Genomic DNA, 17,198 nt, shown 5'->3' on the forward strand with positions numbered 1-17,198 from the left:
GTCCATCATTCCCGATCATTTGAGAACTTGCGATATCACTCGACCTTTCATTCTGCGGGATCAAAGAACCGACAATCCTGCCCAATTCGATATCATATCAATGTGGGAAGTCTTGGAACACATTCCCGAAAGCGATCTCCCTCAACTGTTCGAGAAYGTGAGAACACATCTTTCCAATGACGGCATCTTCGTAGGATCCATTGCTACATACGACGACATCGTAGATGGTGTCAGCTATCATCCAACCGTAAAGCCAGAGATGTGGTGGCGAAATGTCGTCCAGAATTATGGTCTAAAGTTCGTTCCGCCAACGATGTTTTCCTTCAAGGATTATTGCCGCGGATCAGGAAATCCGAATACATGGGCCGATCCGGATTTCAGTAAGAATCCTGAAGCCGGCTTCCACTTCGTGATGAAGCATATCTCCGCTTAAAGGCTTTCCGGCGCGGGCGCGCACTTCACCGGCCTGCGCTCTTCGGAGAGCGGCCTCCGACGCGTCGTAAGACGTGCAAACGCCTGAGTTCAATGCTTCTCCGAAGTAGCGCGACGCATGCCCCAGTCACCGAGGCAGCGAACACTTCCGCGACTGACAGGCGTCCGCGCGCATCGTGCCGGAAAACAGAAACCGGAACAATGCGTTAAGATTCTGGTTTTGAACAATTTTTTCCCGAAAGTCGGAGACCAACTTCGAGATGATGCCTTAGAAGCCGGACCTGCAGTCGCCGACCAGCCGCCGGACGAAGCCCACGCAGGCGTCGAGTTCGGCGCGTGTGACGTATTCGTCGGCCCTGTGGGCGCGGGCGATGGAGCCCGGCCCGATCACCACCGCCGGCACGCCGCCGAGCCGCTCGAACAGCCCGCCCTCCGTGCCGTACGAGACCTTGGCGTGGCCGTTGCGGCCGGCGAGCCGCTTGGCCAGGGTCACGATCGGCGCCTCCGGGTCGGTGTCGAGGCCCGGATAGTCGATGAGCGGCTCGACCGCGACGCCGCAGGCCGGATCCCCCGTCCGCATCAGCGGCGCCAGGGTGTCGGTGGCGTAGGCGATCGCCGCGGCCGCCAGCGCTCCGGCATCGTCCGCGCCGATCGCCCGGTACTCGAAGTCCACGCTGCAGGCATCCGGCACGATGTTGAGCGCCGTGCCGCCCCGGACCACGCTCGACAGGCCGGTGGTGTGCGGCACGTCGTAGAGCGGATCGCGGGCGCCGTCCCGGGCGAGCGACTCCGCGGACAACCGGACATGCTCGATGAACCGGGCGGCGTATTCCACGGCGTTGACGCCCTGGGGCGCCAGGGCCGAGTGGCTGGCCTTGCCCCGGAAGGTGACGCGGGCGGCCGCCTTGCCCTTGTGGCCGACCACCACGTCCATCCCGGTGGGCTCGCCCACGAAGCAGCCGAGGGGCCGCGGCACGCGCTCCAGCATCCGCGCGATCAGCGGCCGCACCCCGAGGCAGCCCACCTCCTCGTCGTACGAGATCGCGAGATGGATCGGGGTCGCGAGGTCCGCCGCGACCATCTCGGGCAGGAGCGCGAGGCAGACCGCCAGGAAGCCCTTCATGTCGGAGGTGCCRCGCCCGTAGAGCCGGCCCCCCTCCTCCCGCAGGGTGAATGGGTCCGACGACCAGGGCTGGCCGTCGGCCGGCACCACGTCGCTGTGGCCGGAGAGCACGTAGCCGGGGCGGTCCTCGAACGGGCCGACGCTGACGAGCAGCGCCGCCTTCAGGCCGGTCGGATCCGGCACCCGCTCCACGGCCGCGCCGTGGCCACGGCAATAGGCCTCCGCCCAGTCGATCAGCGGCAGGTTCGAGCGGGCGCTCACCGTGTCGAACGCGACGAGCGTTTCGAGGAGCGCCACCGGATCGGGCGCGTCGGAGGGAGGCGGGGCGACGATCTGCGCGGGCTCGGTCATGGATGGCGCGTCATGGATGGGGTCCTGCAACCGCGCGAATCGTCCGGCGGGGGGATCCGGATGCGTACGGGGTTTTTGGGCGTTCCGGAGGCCCGAGGCAACGCCCGGCGGGCCCCGCGGAACCGGAGGGGCGTGGGTGACGTAGCTGCCGGTGACGGCCCCTGAGGGCCGCTCCCCGTGGAGCCCGAACCATGCAAGCCGGTCCCGTCCCGATCCTCGCCGCCCTGCTGCCGGCGACTCTGCTGCTGGCCGTCCCGGCCGAGGCGCGCCCGCAGGCCGGGCGGCCGCATCACCGCACCGTATCCGACATGGACAGGACCCTCGCCCGCATGGCGGCGCGCGCGCGGCCACATTGGCGGGTCTGGCAGCCGCCGCGCCCGCCCGCGCGGGTGTTCGCCCCGGCGACGCGGGAGCGGGTCGCCGCGCCCCCCTTCACGGGCTGGGGCTATGGCGGCACGATCCCTGGGGCCGCGCCCGGCTTCTGAATCGCTCGGACGATCCATCCATGGGGATCGTTGGGGATGGTTTGCCGGGCGTCGGGAGCCGGCGCCCCGATCCGCCTCGACCGAGGCCCGGCCGCCTGCCATGGTGCGGGCGATCGGGACAGCCTGAGACAGCCACGATGGTACCGGAGTTCCGCCTGGACGATCCGACCCCCGCGGATCCGCGCCGCCGGTGGGCCGCCCTTGCGCAGGAGGCGCGGAACGCCTGCTACGACAACACCCGCGCGGTGGCCGACAGCGCCGATCAGGTGGCCGCCCGGGATGCCGCCTCGGCGGCCTACCGGGCCGCGCATCCGGCCGGTCTCGACGTGCCGTACGGCCCGGGCGCCCGCAACGCCCTCGACCTCTATCCGGCCCGGGACGGCGCGGCGCCCTGCCTGGTCTTCATCCACGGGGGGTACTGGCAGCGCGGCGCCCGGGAGCTGTTCGCCTGCTTCGCGCAGGGGCCGAACGCCGCCGGCTGGTCGGTGGCGATGGTCGGCTACACCCTGGCGCCGGAGGCGAGCCTCACCCGGATCGTGGCCGAGATCGGCGCGGCCCTCGACTGGCTCGCCGCCCACGGGGCCGCCCACGGGATCCGCGGTCCCCTGGTCCTGTCGGGCTGGTCGGCGGGCGGCCTGCTGACTGCGATGCAACTCGGCCACCCGGCTGTGGCGGCAGGCTTGGCGATCTCCGGCGTCTACGACCTCGCGCCGATCCGCGAGACCGATCTGAACGCCAAGCTGAACCTCACCGACGCGGAGGTCGAGACCCTGTCGCCCCTGCGCCTCCCGGTGGTGGCGAAGCCGCTCTGCATCGCCTACGGCTCCCGCGAATTGCCGGCCCTGATCCACGACGCCCGCAACCTGCACGCCCTGCGGGCAGCGGCCCATGCGCCGGGCTCCCTGCTGCCGGTGCCCGATGCCGAGCACTTCTCGGTCCTCGGCGCCCTGCGTCGGCCGGACGGGATCCTGGTCCGGGCGGCCCATGCCCTCCTCGGGGGCTGACGGCCCGGGCGAAGCGCGAGACGATACGGGTAAATCTGCAACTACCGATAGAAATTATGCTGCCCCGGAGGCGCTCCCGTCTTGCTGAGGCCCGCGTCCCGTGCTGAGACGGGTTCGCGGGCACGAACGCAGTCCCTGCGGGAGCCGGCCGGATCCGAGGGAGATCGGATGCAAGCGGTCGCGCGATCGGCCCCCCCTGCTGCTGCGGCCCCCCCTGCTGCTGCGGACCGGAGCGGCCTCCGCGGCGGGTTGGGCGCGCCGCGGCTGCGCGCCGTGCTGGCGCTGGGCTTCGGTACCCTCGGCCTTCTGGCCACCCTGGCGGTCGCCGCCCTCGTGAGCCGCGAGGCGACCCGACGGCTCGAGGCGGAGGTCGGCGGCCAGCTCACCGAGATCGCCGGCCAGATGGCCCGGAGCCTCGATATCGGGATGTTCGAGCGCTGGCGCGACATCCAGATCGCCGCCGCCTCGGAGAGCCTGCGCGATCCCGAGACCGGGCCGGCCGCCAAGCGGACCGTGATGGCGCGGCTCCAGGCGACCTACCCGGCCTACTCGATCATCGGGCTCATCGACGCCGACGGGCACGTCGCGGTGACCAGCACCGGCGCTCTGGAGGGCGCGGACGTCTCCGGCCGCGATTACTTCCTGGGCGGTCGCGCGGGACCCTATGTCGGGGACGTCCACCCGGCCAAGCTCCTTCAGGCGCCGATGCCGCCGCCCGAGGCCGCCCTGCACGCGGCGACGCGCGAGCCCCTGCGCCTCATCGACGTCGCGGCCCCGATCCGGGCACCGGACGGGCACATGCTCGGCGTGCTGGCAGCCCATCTCGACTGGACCTGGGCGCGCGACATGGCGCAGCTTCTCGAAGGATCGCTCCGGGGCCACCGTGCGGGCGCCGAGATCCTGATCCTGGCCCGCGACGGCACCGTGCTCCTCGGTCCACCTGCCCTGCAGGGGGCTCCCCTGCCCCGGGCGGTCCTGGCGGGCGGCCGTCCCCTCGATCCGCAGGGCACGAGCCGGGTCGGCCCCTGGCCCGACGGCACCGCCGCGTATCTCAGCGCCCATGCCGGCACCGCCGGCCACCGCGACTATCCCGGCCTCGGCTGGCAGGTGGTGGTGCGGCAGACGGCCGACCGGGCGCTGACCTCGGTGACGGCCCTGCGCGGGGGCATCCTGGCGGTCGGCGGCGCGGTGGCGCTCGCGGCAGCGCTCCTCGCGTGGCTGCTCGCCGGCCTGATCGCCCGTCCGCTGCGGGACCTCGCGGTGGCCGCGGAGGCGCTGGGCCGCGACCGGCCCCTGCCGCCCCTGCACCGCTCCTGCGTGCGCGAGAGTGCGATGATCGCCGACGCCCTGGGCGCGGCGGCGGACACGCTCGCCCGGCGCGCGGAGGCCCACCGGCTCCTGATCGATGAACTCAACCATCGGGTGAAGAACACCCTCGCGACCGTGCAGTCGATGGCCGCGCAGAGCCTGAAGAACCTCGGCGGCCCCGCCGCCGCGGGGCGCGACGCGTTCGAGGCGCGGCTGCTCGCCCTGTCGCGCGCCCACGACATCCTGACCCGCGAGAGCTGGGCGAGCGCGGACCTGCGCGGCATCGCCACCCAGGCCCTGCGGCCGTTCCTGGATGAAGCGCCCCCGGGCGAGGATCCTGCGGCCGCGTTGGCGTCGCGCATCACCCTGGAGGGTCCGKACCTGCGCCTGTCACCCGAGGGAGCGCTCGCGCTCACGATGATCCTGCACGAATTGTGCACCAACGCGGTCAAGCACGGCGCCCTGTCGATCCCGGGCGGGCAGGCGGCGCTGGCCTGGACCGTCGAGTCCGGTCCGGAGACCTGCATCCTGCGGATGAGCTGGCGCGAAAGCGGCGGCCCCCCGGTCGTGCCCCCGTCGCGGACGGGCTTCGGCACCCGCCTGCTGGAGCGGGGTTTTGCCGGGAACCGGAGCGCTACCCTCGCGTACGAGGCGGCGGGGCTCGTCTACGAGGCGGTCAATCCCCTGCCCCCCGCCGGCCCCGCGCAGACCCGGCCGACGCCGCGTCCGCGCCCCGGGCGGCCCTGATCCCGCGCCTGCCCGACCCGCGCCTGCCCCATCGGCCGTCGATCCAGCGTCCTCCCGACGTCGCCCCCGCCCCAACGCGGCGGGACGGCGGCCGCCCCTGCCGGTGGCCCGGCAGGACGCGATGCGCGCGTGTCGAAGACAGGTCCGTCTTTAATCCCGCCGACGATTTCGTGAGACGACAAAGACGTGCGCGACCACACCCAGTAATTCAGCGACGAGGATTAAAGTTTTCGTTGGTGTAATGTGCTGAGACGCACACACTAATCCGAAGCGTTTGCCTAGTGTGCACTTGTCGGCAGGGATGCGGTGTCCCTAGCCACAAGACGAACACGCGAGGAAACGCCATGACCCCGTCACGACACCTCCCGGTCCGCGGCACCACGGTCGGTCTCGCTCTGGGCCTCCTGACCGGCCTGCTCGGAGTGCCCCTGGCGGCGCAGGCGGGCGAGGGCGGCGGCGGCAGCCGTCAGGCCGCCGGCGGCGGCCACATGAGTTCCTACATCAGCGATCCCCATCACGACCCGCGCTCGCTCTACTCGCAGCGCGCCGGGACCGGGCAGCTCCTCGGTGCGCCGATGCTTCACGACAGGGCGGGGGCGACGGTCGCGCGCGGCCGGACGGTCGACCCGCACTGGGCCTCCGGAATCGCCGCCCCCCACCGGATCCGGCGCTGAGACCGACAGTCCGGCTCCGGGCCGGCGGTTCGCCCGCCTCCGCCCGGCCCCACCAGCCGGGCGGCCATGATCCGCTTCGAACGCCGCTCAGAACGCCCCTTCCGCACGCTCCGTCCGGCCTCTGACGGGCGCGGCCTGCGCGCATCGCCCGTCCCCGTTCCGTCCTCCGGTTCACCCAGCGTCAGGGTCCCCTTCATGAACACCATCATCCAGGGCATCGCCAGCTTCCAGGGCAGCGTCTTTCCCGGGCAGCGGCAGATGTACCAGCAGCTGGTGCGCGACGGTCAGCACCCCAGCGCGCTGATCATCGCCTGCGCGGATTCCCGGGTCTCGCCCGAACACATCACCCAGGCGGGGCCGGGGGACCTGTTCGTCTGCCGCAACGCCGGCAACATCGTGCCCCCGGCCTCCGACGTGGTCGGCGGCGTCTCCTCGGCGATCGAGTACGCCGTGGTGGCTCTGGGCGTGCGCGACATCGTGGTCTGCGGCCATTCCGATTGCGGCGCCATGAAGGGACTGATGAACCGGGATCTGCTCAAGCGGATGCCCAGCGTCGCGGCCTGGCTGCGCCACGCCGAGGCCGCCGAGCGGATCGTCTGCGAGGCCTATCCCGAGGGGATGGACGCGCAGGCCCGCCACCACGCCCTGGCCCTGGAGAACGTGGTGGTCCAGCTCGCCAACCTGCGCACCCATCCGAGCGTCGCCGCCGCCCTCGCCAAGGGGTCCCTGCGGCTGCACGGCTGGTTCTTCGAGATCGAGACCGGTGCCCTCCTGGCCTATGACGGCGCGGGGGGGCGCTTCCGGCCGATCGCCGGGGCCGACATGCCCGTGGCGCAGGATTCCTCCGCCGGCAGCCGCCTGCAGGCGGCCTGACCCATGCGGATCCCCAACAGCCTGACCGCAGCCCTCGCCCCTGGGGGCGCCGTCCGGACGAACCTCGCCCGGGACCTGCCCGCCTCCGTGGTGGTCTTCCTGGTGGCGCTGCCCCTGTGCATGGGCATCGCCATCGCGTCCGGCGTGCCGCCGGAACGCGGCCTGATCACCGGCATCGTCGGCGGCATCGTGGTCGGCCTCATCGCGGGCTCGCCGCTCCAGGTCAGCGGACCCGCCGCGGGGCTCGCCGTGATCGTGTACGGATTCGTGCAGGCGCACGGGCTCGACGCCCTCGGCCCGGTCCTGGTGGTGGCCGGCCTCGTCCAGCTCGCCGCCGGCGCCCTGCGGGTCGGCGGCTGGTTCCGGGCGATCTCGCCGGCCGTGGTGCACGGCATGCTGGCCGGCATCGGCATCCTGATCGTGCTCGCCCAGATCCACGTCCTGACCGACGCCCTCCCCCGGGCGAGCGGCCTCGACAACCTCGTGGCGATCCCGGCCGCGTTCTTCGACTTCGTCACCGGCGCGGGCGACCGCACCGGCGCCGTGATCGTCGGCGGGATCACCATCGCGGCGATGATCGCCTGGGAGCGGCTGCGCCCGGCGCGGCTCCGGCTCCTGCCCGGGGCGCTGGTCGGCGTGGTGGCGGGCGGCTTGGCGGCCGGTCTCGGGGATCTCGCCGTCAAGCGCGTGGCGGTGCCGGAGGCGCTGTTCTCCGGCCTCGCCCTGCCGGGGGCCGAGGCCTGGGCGCGGCTCGCCGAGGCCGAGATCCTGATCATGGCCCTGGTCATCGCGGTGATCGCCAGCGCCGAGAGCCTGCTGTCGGCGGCGGCCGTCGACCGGATGCATGACGGCCCGCGCACCCGCTTCGACCGGGAACTCGGCGCGCAGGGGATCGGCAACCTGATCTGCGGGCTCCTCGGTGCGCTGCCGATGACCGGGGTGATCGTGCGCTCCTCGGCCAACGTCCAGGCCGGGGCCGTGAGCCGGGCCGCCACGGTGATGCACGGCACCTGGATCCTGGCCTTCCTGCTCGTCCTGCCCTGGTTGCTCGCCCTGGTGCCGACCGCGAGCCTCGCCGGCATCCTGGTGGTCACCGGCTGGCGGCTGGCGAGCCCGGCCCATGCCCTGCACCTGCAGGCCCGGTACGGCTGGCTGACCGCGGCCATCTGGCTCGCCACGATGGCCACCGTGGTGGCGGTGGACCTGCTCACCGGCGTGCTCGCCGGCCTCGCCCTGAGCCTCGTCCAGGCCCTGCCGAGCCTGCGCAAGGGCCGGCTCCGGATCGAGCACGCGGCGGCTCCGGAGGTGCCCGGCGTGCCGGAACTGCGGCTGTCGGGGGCGGCGACCTTCCTGCAGCTGCCGAGCCTCACGGCGGCCCTGGAGCGCACCCCCGCGGGCGGCGAGGTCCGCCTCGCCACCGACAACCTCGCGGCGATCGACCACACCTGCCTGGAGATGATCGGCGATTGGGCGAGCCGGCGCAGCGCCGCCGGCAGCCGGATCGCCGTGGTCGGCGGGTCGGGCGTTCCCCACGACCGGCTCGCCGCCGCGGTGGCGGCGCCGGCCCGCTAGGGCTCGGACGCAGCCACCGCGTCCCTGCGCATGAGCCCTCGGTCCTTGTTGGGGCACCAATCTTCCAAACGCCGCTGACGCTTTCGTTTGGATCGCTGCGCCAGGGCGCCCCGGGCCGGAGGCGAAGCCTCCCCGGCGCGGGGCCTGCCAGGACGGGGACTTCCGACGCGAAGCTCCGAGCCGGCTCCGCGGAGGGGCCACCGGTCCTGCGGGGGGCATCCCGCCGCGGATCCCGGTCCGTCCCGTCGCGAACCCGGGGCCGGCCCCATCTTCAAGACCGGTTAATCCTGAATCTTCGCGCGCCCTTAACGGGATGAACGCCACTCTCGCCCATACGGTAGGCCCGCTGCGCGGGATCGGCCGCCGGAATGAGTCTCGTCAGGAGCTTCGTCGATGATCAGGTTCCTCGCGGCCCCGGCCGCATGCCTGGTCCTGTGCGGCGCCGCAGCGGCACAGGACATGCCCGGCCTCGCGACCCTGAGCCCGCCCGAGGCGGCGCAGCCGGTGACGGCGAGCCCCATCGCGCCGGACGGTACCGTCCCGCCGGGATTGCGACTCGGGGCGGTTCCGGATCAGGCCGCGATCCGGCCCGAGCCCGCACGGACGCCACCCGGCGGCCCCGCGCTCCGAAGCGCCGCATCCGATGCCACGCAGACGACCGCCAGCCTGAAGGCCCCGTCCGCAGCCCCCAAGCCGTGGTGCGCGCAGGAGCGGCGCGTCGGCACCGGTCTCGGATTCTGCCTCGTCAACTGAGCGATCGGCCCGGCCGTACCGGACTCGGCCGCCGGCTCAGGACGCCGCGTAGACCGTGACCTCGTCGAAGGACTCGCCGGCCTCCGGCGCGTAGTCGAGGGAGGCCACGAGGAGCACCAGCACGGCCGCTCCGACGGCCGCGACGGCGAGCAGCCGCGTGATCAGCTCCGCATGGGCGCGGGCGGCGTGGATCACCGCGCAACCGAGCACGAAGGCGCAGACCTGCGCGGCCGGCATGGCAAGGGCCGTCGTCATCGCAACCTCCCGGTGATCCGCCACCGCCGATCTCGTCCATGGCACCCCCGCCCCGCTTGGGCAGCGCCGATGCCCGGAAACGGCCGGCGCCCCGCCTGAACGACGGCAGCCAAGCAGGTTTCCGGCACCCCAACGACCCCAATATGGGGGAGACGGCGACCCGGCCCGGCGTCACGTCTTCGTGACCCGGCCGTCCCTCAGGCGCGTTCCGGATCCGACGATGCCAGGGCGTAGGTGGCCTCGCCGACCCGGATCAGCGGCCCGCCCGGCCCGGCCCGCTTCCACAGGCGCGTGTTGAGGGCTGCCACCGGATCCCGACCGGGCAGGGTGAAGCCCTGCCCGACGAGCTCCTCCAGGATCTCGGACGCGTGCAGCGGCCGGCCCGCGCGCGCGATCGCGGCAGCGGCCGCCTCCACCACGGCCCGGCCGTAGCGGCGGGCGCCGGCGGCATCCTCCGTGAAGGCGATGGCCGGCGGGATCGGGACGCGGCCGCCGGAGGTTTCGGGCCGGGATCCGGAACGCGCCTCCCGAAGGTGTTCGGCCGCCCCCAGGCCGCGCGACGGGGCGCCCGCGCCCGAAGCGGATCCGGACCGGACCTCCGGAACGCCCCGCTCCCGCTCTGACGGAGCGTCGGCAGGATCCCAGGCAGGGTCCCGGGCGGGGACCGTGGGCCGACCGGAAACGGGGGCGGGATCCTGCCGCGCGTCGGACCCGGCGGCCGCCAGGCGGCGGCCGAGTTCGAGATAGAGCACGAGATCGGCGATCTCCCGATCGAGCGCCTCGCGCCGACGCCGCAAGGCGGCGAGCCGCGCCTCGATCTCGGATTCCGACAGACCCACGGGATGTTCCCTCCAGACGGAAGGAATGTATAGGCGTGCCTGGTGCCGTTGGGAATGAGGGCGTGCGGGAATTCCGTCGTGCGTCAGTGAATTCCGTGTTCCGTTCCCAGGGCTCTATTCCTTTGAGCGCTTTCGTATTCCTTTCGAGGCCGGCCGGGGCGGCACGAGCAGCGCGCTCGGATCGGCCGGATGCAGGGTCAGGCCGCCCTCATCGAGCACCAGCGGCAGCCGCGGAAAAACCTCGCGCAGATGCGCGAGGTCCGCCTTGAACGCCTGCCGGAAGCTGCGGATGGAGGCATTCTCGGCCCCGAACTGCGCGTGGAGGTTGGCCCAGGTCAGGCGAAGCGGTCGCTGCAGCGCGCGCAGGCGGTAGCCGGTCCAGAACAGCAGATCGAGCTTGCGCGCCGAGCCCGAGAACGCCCGCGCCGCCCGCACGTCCACCGGCAGGGCGTGCCGGATCAGGGTCTCGTAGAATTCCGGGTCGAACCGCACCGTGCGCCCCGCCTCGTCATCCCCTTCCCCGGCGCGGGGGCGCCACAGTTCGAGGCTGCGGAACGGCGGGACGTTGAGGGTGGTGGCACTGTCGCGCCCGTCCCAGAGGCCGATCTGCATGGAGCAGGCGGCCAGCCGGTTCAGCTGTTCCTTGAACTGCCGGATGGTGCCGCGCTCGCCCCCCGTGACCGCGAAGCCCATCTCGCGCATGAAGCCCGACAGGGTCTCGGCGACCTTCACGGTGGGGCTGCGCTGGCGTACGGCCTCGGTGCAGAGGTGCAGGAGCACCAGCCGGGCCTTGGGGCCGTAAGGCAGACCCTGGGGCTCGAAGGCACCGGTGAGCGGGTCCTTGATCCGGCCCGCGATCAGGCTGAGGGAGTTGCGCCCGTAGCTGCGGGAGAACTCGCGCACCGGCCCGGGGTCGCGGTAGGGCAGGCCGCACAGCGCCAGAACCGAGTGGATGTGCTGGAGGCTCGACGGGAGCGCCGGCTCGTTCTCGATCACGAGGCGCACCGCGTCCCGTCGGCGCTGGTCCCGCGACAGGCCGGCCCGACGGCTTTCCTCCTCGCCGAGGAGGGCGGCCTGGGCGTCGCGCTCGCGCTGGCGGTGCAGCACATGCTCGACGATCTGGGCGAACAGGAAGCCGCCCCGCGCCGCCTCGACCTCGGCCAGCAGGTCCGGGGCGTGGATCCCGGCGATCTTCTCCTCGATGCTCATCGCCCCTCGGCCCGCCGCGCATGGGCGCGTCCCGCCGGTGAACGGACGGGCGGCCCGATCCTGCCATGCCACGATTCGGCCGCCATGGCCCCGGGCCGAGCGGGCTTGTCCCGGCAATCCACGCTTCCCGCGGCGGGTCACGGAGATGCGCGCAGGGACCCGCTGCGGGGAAGCGCGCAGAGTCCGATACGGCCCGGCGCCGGCCCCCCGACCGACGCAGAGTCCGATACGGCCGGCCGGGCGTGTTCCGTCCCCGTTATCCACCGGCCTCGACCCGAATCCGCGCCGAATTGGATACGCCGCGTCGCAGACTCCGATACGCGAACCGCTCGACCCGACGCAGATTCCAATACAGGTTTGCGCAGAGTCCAATGCGGCAGCACGCAGAATCGAATGCGCAAAACCGACCCAACACACTGATCTGGAAGTGAAATCTGACACCCCATATAACCTGCTGAACTGACTCTCTGAAAGATTCGTACAGATAACTTTCCTAGTACGGCGGCGATCGTTCGTTCTGGCGAACGAACCAGAGTCAGCATGGAATGCACAGGGAGAAATGGGAATATTCAGTCGTTGTCCACATTCCTAGCCGGAATCGTCCGCTCGGGCACCGACGGTTGGGTCGGCGGCGTGAGCGAACAGCCCTGCCGCGACAGGACCCACGATGCCGGCTTGACGCGGGCGACGCCTCCCGGTTTGTCGGGTTCTTCCGAGTGGACCCTCAGAGAAGCGTGCGCCGATGCCCCCCGTCCCGATCGCGTCCCGATGACCGACCGCCGCGACGACGACCGGCCTCCCGGTGGTCGATTCTCCAAGCACCGTCCGCCCGGTGCCCGGCGCCCGGGTCCCCGGTCCGGCCACAGGCCGGACGCGGCCCGTCACCCCCGGGAGGGCAGCGACGGCCCAACGGTGCTCTACGGCTGGCATCCCGTGGTCCAGGCCCTGGGCAACGCGGCGCGGGGCCTGCACCGGCTGCTCGCCACCGAGAACGCGGTCGCGCGGCTGGAGGCCGAGTTCGGCGGCGCCGTGCGGATCACACCGGAACTGGTGCGGCCGAGCGACATCGGCCGCCTGCTCGGCCCGGACGCCGTCCACCAGGGCCTGTACCTGGAGGCCGAGCCCCTGCCAGCCCCCGGCCTCGACGACCTGCCCGCCGACGCGCTGCTGCTGGCCCTCGACCAGATCACGGACCCGCACAATGTCGGGGCGATCGTGCGCACCGCCGCGGCCTTCGGGGTGGCCGGGATCGTCACCACGGCGCGCCACGCGCCGGGCGCCACCGGGGTCCTGGCGAAATCCGCCTCCGGCGGCCTGGAGCACGTACCGTTCGTGACCGTCCGGAATCTCGCCGAGGCCCTGATCGCCCTCGGCGAGCGCGGGTTCACCCGGGTCGGCCTCGATTCCGACGCGCCGGAGAGCCTCGACGCGCTGACGGTCGCCCGGCCGCTGGTGATCGTGCTGGGCGCCGAGGGCAAGGGCCTGCGCGAGCGGACCCGGGGCTGCTGCGATGTCCTGGCCCGGATCCCGTTCTCGGGGGCGATCCGCAGCCTCAACGTCTCGAACGCGGCCGCCATCACCCTCTACGCCCTCGGCCGGTCCGGGGGCTGAGGCGCGATCCGGACACGTTCGGAAACCCGAAGCCGGGGCCGGAAGCCGTTCTCCCACCTAGGCAATCTCCGCACCTTGCCGTACAGTGGCGGATGAGGGGGGCGTAGGCTGGAAGGCTGCGCCGGATGCTGGACGATGCGTTTACCTACGGCGGCTGGGCCTTCAGCCTGCTCGCCGTCGGCGTGTGGATTTGGCTCGCACGGCGGGCCTTCCCGAGCTTCGAAACCTTCGTAAGGGGCTTCGACGACGAATTGCAGCTGGGCGCCAGCCCGGAGGAGCGCGCGCGCAGCGCGCGCTGGCACCAGGTCCGTCAGGCCGCCATGGCTCTGACGGCCGTCGCGGCCCTGTGCCTGTCGATCGGGTTCGCGATTCCCGACTGAGCCCGCCGATCCGGCGGCGGCGCCGGCCCTGAACGCCGGGGCCGCCCGGCGCCGGTCGTTCCTGTTCCGGAGGCCCGGCGTGCTGTACCGGAGCCGCCGAACCGCCCCGGAACCGTCCGGGCGCGGCGGGAGACAGTCAGCCGCGCCGCCATCCGCCGAACGTCCGGCCGCCCTCTCTCCCGGGTTCGCGCGGCCCGCCGTCTCCGACATCGCGGCGCGCCTGGAGCGGCTGCCCATGTCGGGCTACCAGCGCAGGATCTTCGCGATCATCGCCTCGGCGTGGCTCGTCGACCAGATCGACGTGGCCCTCCTGACCTTCCTGCTCGGCGCGATCGTGGCGGCGTTCGGCCTGACGCCGACCGAGGCCGGCCGGCTCGCCGCCATGACCTTCGCGGGCCAGCTCGTCGGCAACATCCTCGCGGGCACCGCCTCCGACCGGTTCGGCCGCAGGGCGGTGTTCCAGGTCACCATGGTGGTCTGGGGCCTGGCGAGCCTCGCGGCGGCGGCCGCCTGGAGCCTGCCCGTTCTGATGGCCTGCCGGTTCCTGATCGGGGTCGGCGTCGGCGGCGAGGCGCCGGTGGCTCAGGCGATGGTCTCGGAGATCGTCCCCGCGCAGGTCCGCGGCAAGTACATCGCGATCCTGGAGGGGTTCTGGGCGGTCGGCTACGTGCTCTCGGGCGCGATCAGCTTCTTCGTGCTGCCCTATCTCGGCTGGCGCTGGGCCTTCGTGGTGGTCGGCCTGCTGTCCCTCGTGGTCCTGGCCGTGCGCCGGTCCATGCCGGAATCGCCCCGCTGGCTCGCCGAGGCCGGCCGAGCCGCCGAGGCCGACGCCGTGATGACCCGGATGGAGCGGGCCACGGGACGGCCCCTGCCCCCGGTCGTGCCCGGCCCGGTCGCCGACGCCGCGCCCGGCCCGCGGCTCGGCGCCGTCGCGACCCTGTTCGCGCCCGAATACCGCCTGCGCACCGTGATGGCCTTCGGCCTGTGGTTCTTCGCGCTGATCGGCTTCTTCGGGCTCAATTCCTGGATCGCCGTGCTGCTCAAGGAGCGCGGCTTCTCCATCGTCGGCTCGGTGGGCTTCGTCACCCTGATCACCCTGGGCGGCATCCCGGGCTTCGCCGCGGCGGCCCAGCTGCTGGAGCGGATCGGCCGCAAGCCGACCACCGCCCTGTTCCTCGTCTGCGCGGCGGCGTCGGCCTACCTGTACGGCAACGCCGTCGGCGAGACCTGGCTGTTCGTCTCCGGTTTCGTGATGCAGCTGTTCATGTTCGGCATGTGGAGCTGCCTCTACGCCTACACGCCGGAGCTGTATCCGACCCGAGCCCGGGCCACGGGGGCCGGCTTCGCCTCGGCCTTCGGGCGGATCGGTGCGATCCTGGGACCGATGATCGTGCCGGTGCTCGTGCGCGACTACGGCCCGGCCGCGGCTTTCCAGGTCGGCGCGGGCGGCTTCCTGATCGCGGCCCTGCTGGTCCTCACCCTCGGGGTCGAGACCCGCGGCAAGGTGCTGGAAGCCGTCTCGCACTGAGACGCGTCCGGATCCGGAGGGTCGGGACGCGCGCGGTGGGTGCGGTGCGAAGCCGTGCCGTCGGGCTCCGACCGTTGCATCGGGGCGCCGCCCCGATCGCCCGCCGAAGCGCCGGTGCCCTTTGGAAATCCGGGACGTCCCGGTAGACAGGACGACACCTCTCGAACGCACTGGAGAATCATAAGACCATGCCCGTCGTGGACATGCGCAGCCGCCCGACCTTCCTGCACCGGTTCTTCGGCGCCGAGGCCGGCACGCCGGAATTCGGCGTCGCGCGCTGGCTGAACGCACGGGTCGGCAGCCGGGAGGTCGAGCACTTCACCCGCGGTGCGACGATCGAGGGCTTCCGCGCCGAGATGGACGGGGCCGGGATCGACGTCGCCGTGATGGTCGCCCGCTCGGTCCCGGGGGTGCGGGTCCCGAACGACGCCCTCGCGGCGGCGGCCCGTCACGACCCGAAGCGCCTCGTCGGAATCGCCTCGGTCGATCCGGTCAAGCTCGGCCGCAAGGCCGCCCTGGCGGAGGCGACGCGCGCCGTGACCGAACTCGGCTTCAGGGGGATCAACCTGGATGCCGGCTTCTACCGGGAGGCGATGAAGGCCGACGACGCGCGGCTGCTGCCGCTCTACGCCCTGTGCGAGGACCTCAAGGTCCCGGCCTTCGTGATGTCAGGTCCGACGACTCCGGACCTGCGCCTCAACGACCCCCTGGCGGTGGACCGGGTCGCCAAGGCCTTCCCGAATCTGCCGATCGTGTGCTGCCACGGGTTCTACCCGAACGTCGCCGAGATGGTGACCGTGGCCTTCCGCAACGCCAACGTCTTCGTCTCGCCCGACATGTACACCTTCGCGCCCGGCGGCGGCCTCTACGTCGAGGCGGCGAACGGCTTCATGAAGGACCAGTTCCTGTTCGGCTCCTCGTTCCCGTTCCGGCCGATGGGCCAGGGCGTGGCCGATTTCCGCGCCCTCGGGCTCTCCGAGGAGGCCCTGGAGGCCGCCCTCTGGCGCAACGCCGACCGGCTCCTCGGTCTCGGGCTGGCGTAGGAAACCCGGGTCCGGAGGGTCGGGACCCTCCGCGGGTGCAGCTCGATGGTCGGCCTTCGACCGGTGTCGGGGCTCCGCCCCGACACCCCGCCAAAGGGCCTGCCCTTTGGGAACCCCGTTCTCAGGCGGCCCGGACCCGGGCCAGGAAGCCTTCGACCGCCCCGCGCAGGTCGCCCGCCTGACGGGAGAGGTCGGCCGCCGCCCGCAGCACCTGGGCCGAGCCCTGGCTCGCCGTGCCGGCCGCCGTGCCGACGCCCGCCATGTGGCCCGAGACGCCCCGGGTGTCCTGCGAGGTCTGCGCGGTGGTCCGGGCGATCTCGGCAGTCGCCGCCCCCTGCTGCTCCACCATGGCGGCGATCTCGGCGCCGATCCGGGCGAGGGTGCGGATCACCTCGGTGATGCCGCCGATCGAGCGGACCGAGGCCTCGGTCGATCCGGTGATCTCCGCGACCTTGGCGGCGATCTCCCCGGTGGCGCGCCCCGTCTGCTCGGCGAGGTGCTTGACCTCGGCGGCCACCACCGCGAAGCCCCGGCCCGCCTCGCCGGCCCGGGCCGCCTCGATCGTCGCGTTGAGCGCCAGGAGGTTCGTCTGGCCGGCGATCTGCGAGATCATCGCGACGATCTCCCCGATGCTGCCCGCCGCCTGGGCGAGGCGCTGCACCTCCCCGGCCATCCCGTCGGCGTCCCGGGTCGCGGCGGCGGCGAGGTCGGCCGAGGCCCCGACCTGCACGCCGATCTCCCGGACCGAGGCGGTGAGTTCCTCGGTGGCCGCCGCCACCGTGTCGGCCGAGCGGGCGGCGGATTCCGCGGATCCGGCCACCGCGCGGCTGAGATCGGTCGTGTCCTGGGCGGCCCGGGCCATGCCGTGCGCGGAGGTCTCCAGCTGGGCGGCCGCCGCCGACACCGCCTCCACGATGCCGCCGACCTGGCGCTCGAAGCTGTCGGCGAGGCCGAGCGCGGCCGCGCGCTGGGCGGCGCCGGTCTCCGCGGCGAGCCGGTCCTGCGCGGCCC

17 protein-coding genes are annotated in these 17,198 nt (G+C 72.5%); 12 read left to right on the forward strand and 5 right to left on the reverse strand.

Going from position 1 to position 17,198, the window contains the following annotated elements; all coding sequences use genetic code 11:
• Positions 1–433 (forward strand): SAM-dependent methyltransferase (locus ACXJKQ_RS26175; protein WP_457108599.1); only part of this gene is annotated, 433 nt, incomplete at its 5' end.
• A 267-nt stretch (positions 434–700) separates the two neighbouring features.
• Here ACXJKQ_RS26175 and argE read toward each other — a convergent pair.
• Positions 701–1,906, reverse strand: coding sequence for an acetylornithine deacetylase (gene argE, locus ACXJKQ_RS26180; protein ID WP_457108600.1), 1,206 nt, complete (start codon positions 1,904–1,906; stop codon positions 701–703).
• 191 nt (positions 1,907–2,097) lie between these two features.
• Here argE and ACXJKQ_RS26185 point away from each other — a divergent pair, with 191 nt between their 5' ends.
• The 7 genes from ACXJKQ_RS26185 (at position 2,098) to ACXJKQ_RS26215 (ending at position 9,322) form a co-directional block, all read left to right on the forward strand.
• Positions 2,098–2,391, forward strand: a complete 294-nt coding sequence (locus ACXJKQ_RS26185; RefSeq protein WP_457108601.1) for a hypothetical protein — start codon at positions 2,098–2,100, stop codon at positions 2,389–2,391.
• A 137-nt stretch (positions 2,392–2,528) separates the two neighbouring features.
• Positions 2,529–3,395, forward strand: a complete 867-nt coding sequence (locus tag ACXJKQ_RS26190) for an alpha/beta hydrolase (protein WP_457108602.1) — start codon at positions 2,529–2,531, stop codon at positions 3,393–3,395.
• 249 nt (positions 3,396–3,644) lie between these two features.
• Positions 3,645–5,450, forward strand: a complete 1,806-nt coding sequence (locus ACXJKQ_RS26195; RefSeq protein ID WP_457108603.1) for an HWE histidine kinase domain-containing protein — start codon at positions 3,645–3,647, stop codon at positions 5,448–5,450.
• 344 nt (positions 5,451–5,794) lie between these two features.
• Positions 5,795–6,124, forward strand: a complete 330-nt coding sequence (locus ACXJKQ_RS26200) for a hypothetical protein (protein ID WP_457108604.1) — start codon at positions 5,795–5,797, stop codon at positions 6,122–6,124.
• 195 nt (positions 6,125–6,319) lie between these two features.
• The gene (locus ACXJKQ_RS26205) at positions 6,320–6,997 is read left to right on the forward strand and encodes a carbonic anhydrase (protein WP_457108605.1); all 678 of its coding nucleotides are present in this window, start codon (positions 6,320–6,322) and stop codon (positions 6,995–6,997) included.
• A gap of 3 nt (positions 6,998–7,000) precedes the next feature.
• The gene (locus tag ACXJKQ_RS26210; RefSeq protein WP_457108606.1) at positions 7,001–8,569 is read left to right on the forward strand and encodes a SulP family inorganic anion transporter; all 1,569 of its coding nucleotides are present in this window, start codon (positions 7,001–7,003) and stop codon (positions 8,567–8,569) included.
• A gap of 393 nt (positions 8,570–8,962) precedes the next feature.
• Positions 8,963–9,322: a hypothetical protein gene (locus tag ACXJKQ_RS26215; protein WP_457108607.1), complete on the forward strand. Its 360-nt coding sequence runs from the start codon at positions 8,963–8,965 to the stop codon at positions 9,320–9,322.
• A 36-nt stretch (positions 9,323–9,358) separates the two neighbouring features.
• On the opposite strand, the gene ACXJKQ_RS26220 is transcribed toward ACXJKQ_RS26215, so the two are convergent.
• The 3 genes from ACXJKQ_RS26220 to ACXJKQ_RS26230 form a co-directional block, all read right to left on the reverse strand.
• On the reverse strand, positions 9,359–9,577 hold the full coding sequence (locus ACXJKQ_RS26220; RefSeq protein WP_457108608.1) for a hypothetical protein: 219 nt from the start codon (positions 9,575–9,577) through the stop codon (positions 9,359–9,361).
• A 197-nt stretch (positions 9,578–9,774) separates the two neighbouring features.
• Complete coding sequence (locus ACXJKQ_RS26225) at positions 9,775–10,416, reverse strand: hypothetical protein (protein WP_457108609.1); 642 nt, start codon at positions 10,414–10,416, stop codon at positions 9,775–9,777.
• Positions 10,417–10,530: 114 nt separating this feature from the next.
• On the reverse strand, positions 10,531–11,625 hold the full coding sequence (locus ACXJKQ_RS26230; protein ID WP_457108610.1) for a replication protein RepA: 1,095 nt from the start codon (positions 11,623–11,625) through the stop codon (positions 10,531–10,533).
• Between the two features lie 768 nt (positions 11,626–12,393).
• Between ACXJKQ_RS26230 and ACXJKQ_RS26235 the strand changes: the two genes are divergently transcribed.
• The 4 genes from ACXJKQ_RS26235 to ACXJKQ_RS26250 all read left to right on the forward strand — a co-directional run bounded on the left by ACXJKQ_RS26235 (position 12,394) and on the right by ACXJKQ_RS26250 (position 16,187).
• Positions 12,394–13,236 carry a TrmH family RNA methyltransferase gene (locus tag ACXJKQ_RS26235; RefSeq protein WP_457108611.1) on the forward strand — a complete coding sequence of 281 codons (843 nt, stop codon included), beginning with the start codon at positions 12,394–12,396 and terminating at the stop codon, positions 13,234–13,236.
• Positions 13,237–13,361: 125 nt separating this feature from the next.
• Positions 13,362–13,616 carry a hypothetical protein gene (locus ACXJKQ_RS26240; protein ID WP_457108612.1) on the forward strand — a complete coding sequence of 85 codons (255 nt, stop codon included), beginning with the start codon at positions 13,362–13,364 and terminating at the stop codon, positions 13,614–13,616.
• Positions 13,617–13,851: 235 nt separating this feature from the next.
• A complete protein-coding gene (locus ACXJKQ_RS26245) occupies positions 13,852–15,144 on the forward strand; it encodes an MFS transporter (protein WP_457108613.1) in 1,293 nt (430 codons plus the stop codon).
• 188 nt (positions 15,145–15,332) lie between these two features.
• A complete protein-coding gene (locus ACXJKQ_RS26250; RefSeq protein WP_457108614.1) occupies positions 15,333–16,187 on the forward strand; it encodes an amidohydrolase family protein in 855 nt (284 codons plus the stop codon).
• 121 nt (positions 16,188–16,308) lie between these two features.
• Here ACXJKQ_RS26250 and ACXJKQ_RS26255 read toward each other — a convergent pair.
• The coding region (locus tag ACXJKQ_RS26255; protein WP_457108615.1) for a methyl-accepting chemotaxis protein at positions 16,309–17,198 on the reverse strand (890 nt) is incomplete at its 5' end.

Source organism: Methylobacterium sp. P5_C11 (genome assembly GCF_054049775.1).

Bases quoted from the DNA above. Each gene is read 5' to 3' on its own strand.
- ACXJKQ_RS26185 (WP_457108601.1), top strand. From the start codon at position 2,098: ATGCAAGCCGGTCCCGTCCCGATCCTCGCCGCCCTGCTGCCGGCGACT.
- ACXJKQ_RS26190 (WP_457108602.1), top strand. From the start codon at position 2,529: ATGGTACCGGAGTTCCGCCTGGACGATCCGACCCCCGCGGATCCGCGC.
- ACXJKQ_RS26200 (WP_457108604.1), top strand. From the start codon at position 5,795: ATGACCCCGTCACGACACCTCCCGGTCCGCGGCACCACGGTCGGTCTC.
- ACXJKQ_RS26205 (WP_457108605.1), top strand. From the start codon at position 6,320: ATGAACACCATCATCCAGGGCATCGCCAGCTTCCAGGGCAGCGTCTTT.
- ACXJKQ_RS26210 (WP_457108606.1), top strand. From the start codon at position 7,001: ATGCGGATCCCCAACAGCCTGACCGCAGCCCTCGCCCCTGGGGGCGCC.
- ACXJKQ_RS26215 (WP_457108607.1), top strand. From the start codon at position 8,963: ATGATCAGGTTCCTCGCGGCCCCGGCCGCATGCCTGGTCCTGTGCGGC.
- ACXJKQ_RS26220 (WP_457108608.1), bottom strand. From the start codon at position 9,577: ATGACGACGGCCCTTGCCATGCCGGCCGCGCAGGTCTGCGCCTTCGTG.
- ACXJKQ_RS26230 (WP_457108610.1), bottom strand. From the start codon at position 11,625: ATGAGCATCGAGGAGAAGATCGCCGGGATCCACGCCCCGGACCTGCTG.
- ACXJKQ_RS26235 (WP_457108611.1), top strand. From the start codon at position 12,394: ATGACCGACCGCCGCGACGACGACCGGCCTCCCGGTGGTCGATTCTCC.
- ACXJKQ_RS26240 (WP_457108612.1), top strand. From the start codon at position 13,362: ATGCTGGACGATGCGTTTACCTACGGCGGCTGGGCCTTCAGCCTGCTC.
- ACXJKQ_RS26245 (WP_457108613.1), top strand. From the start codon at position 13,852: ATGTCGGGCTACCAGCGCAGGATCTTCGCGATCATCGCCTCGGCGTGG.
- ACXJKQ_RS26250 (WP_457108614.1), top strand. From the start codon at position 15,333: ATGCCCGTCGTGGACATGCGCAGCCGCCCGACCTTCCTGCACCGGTTC.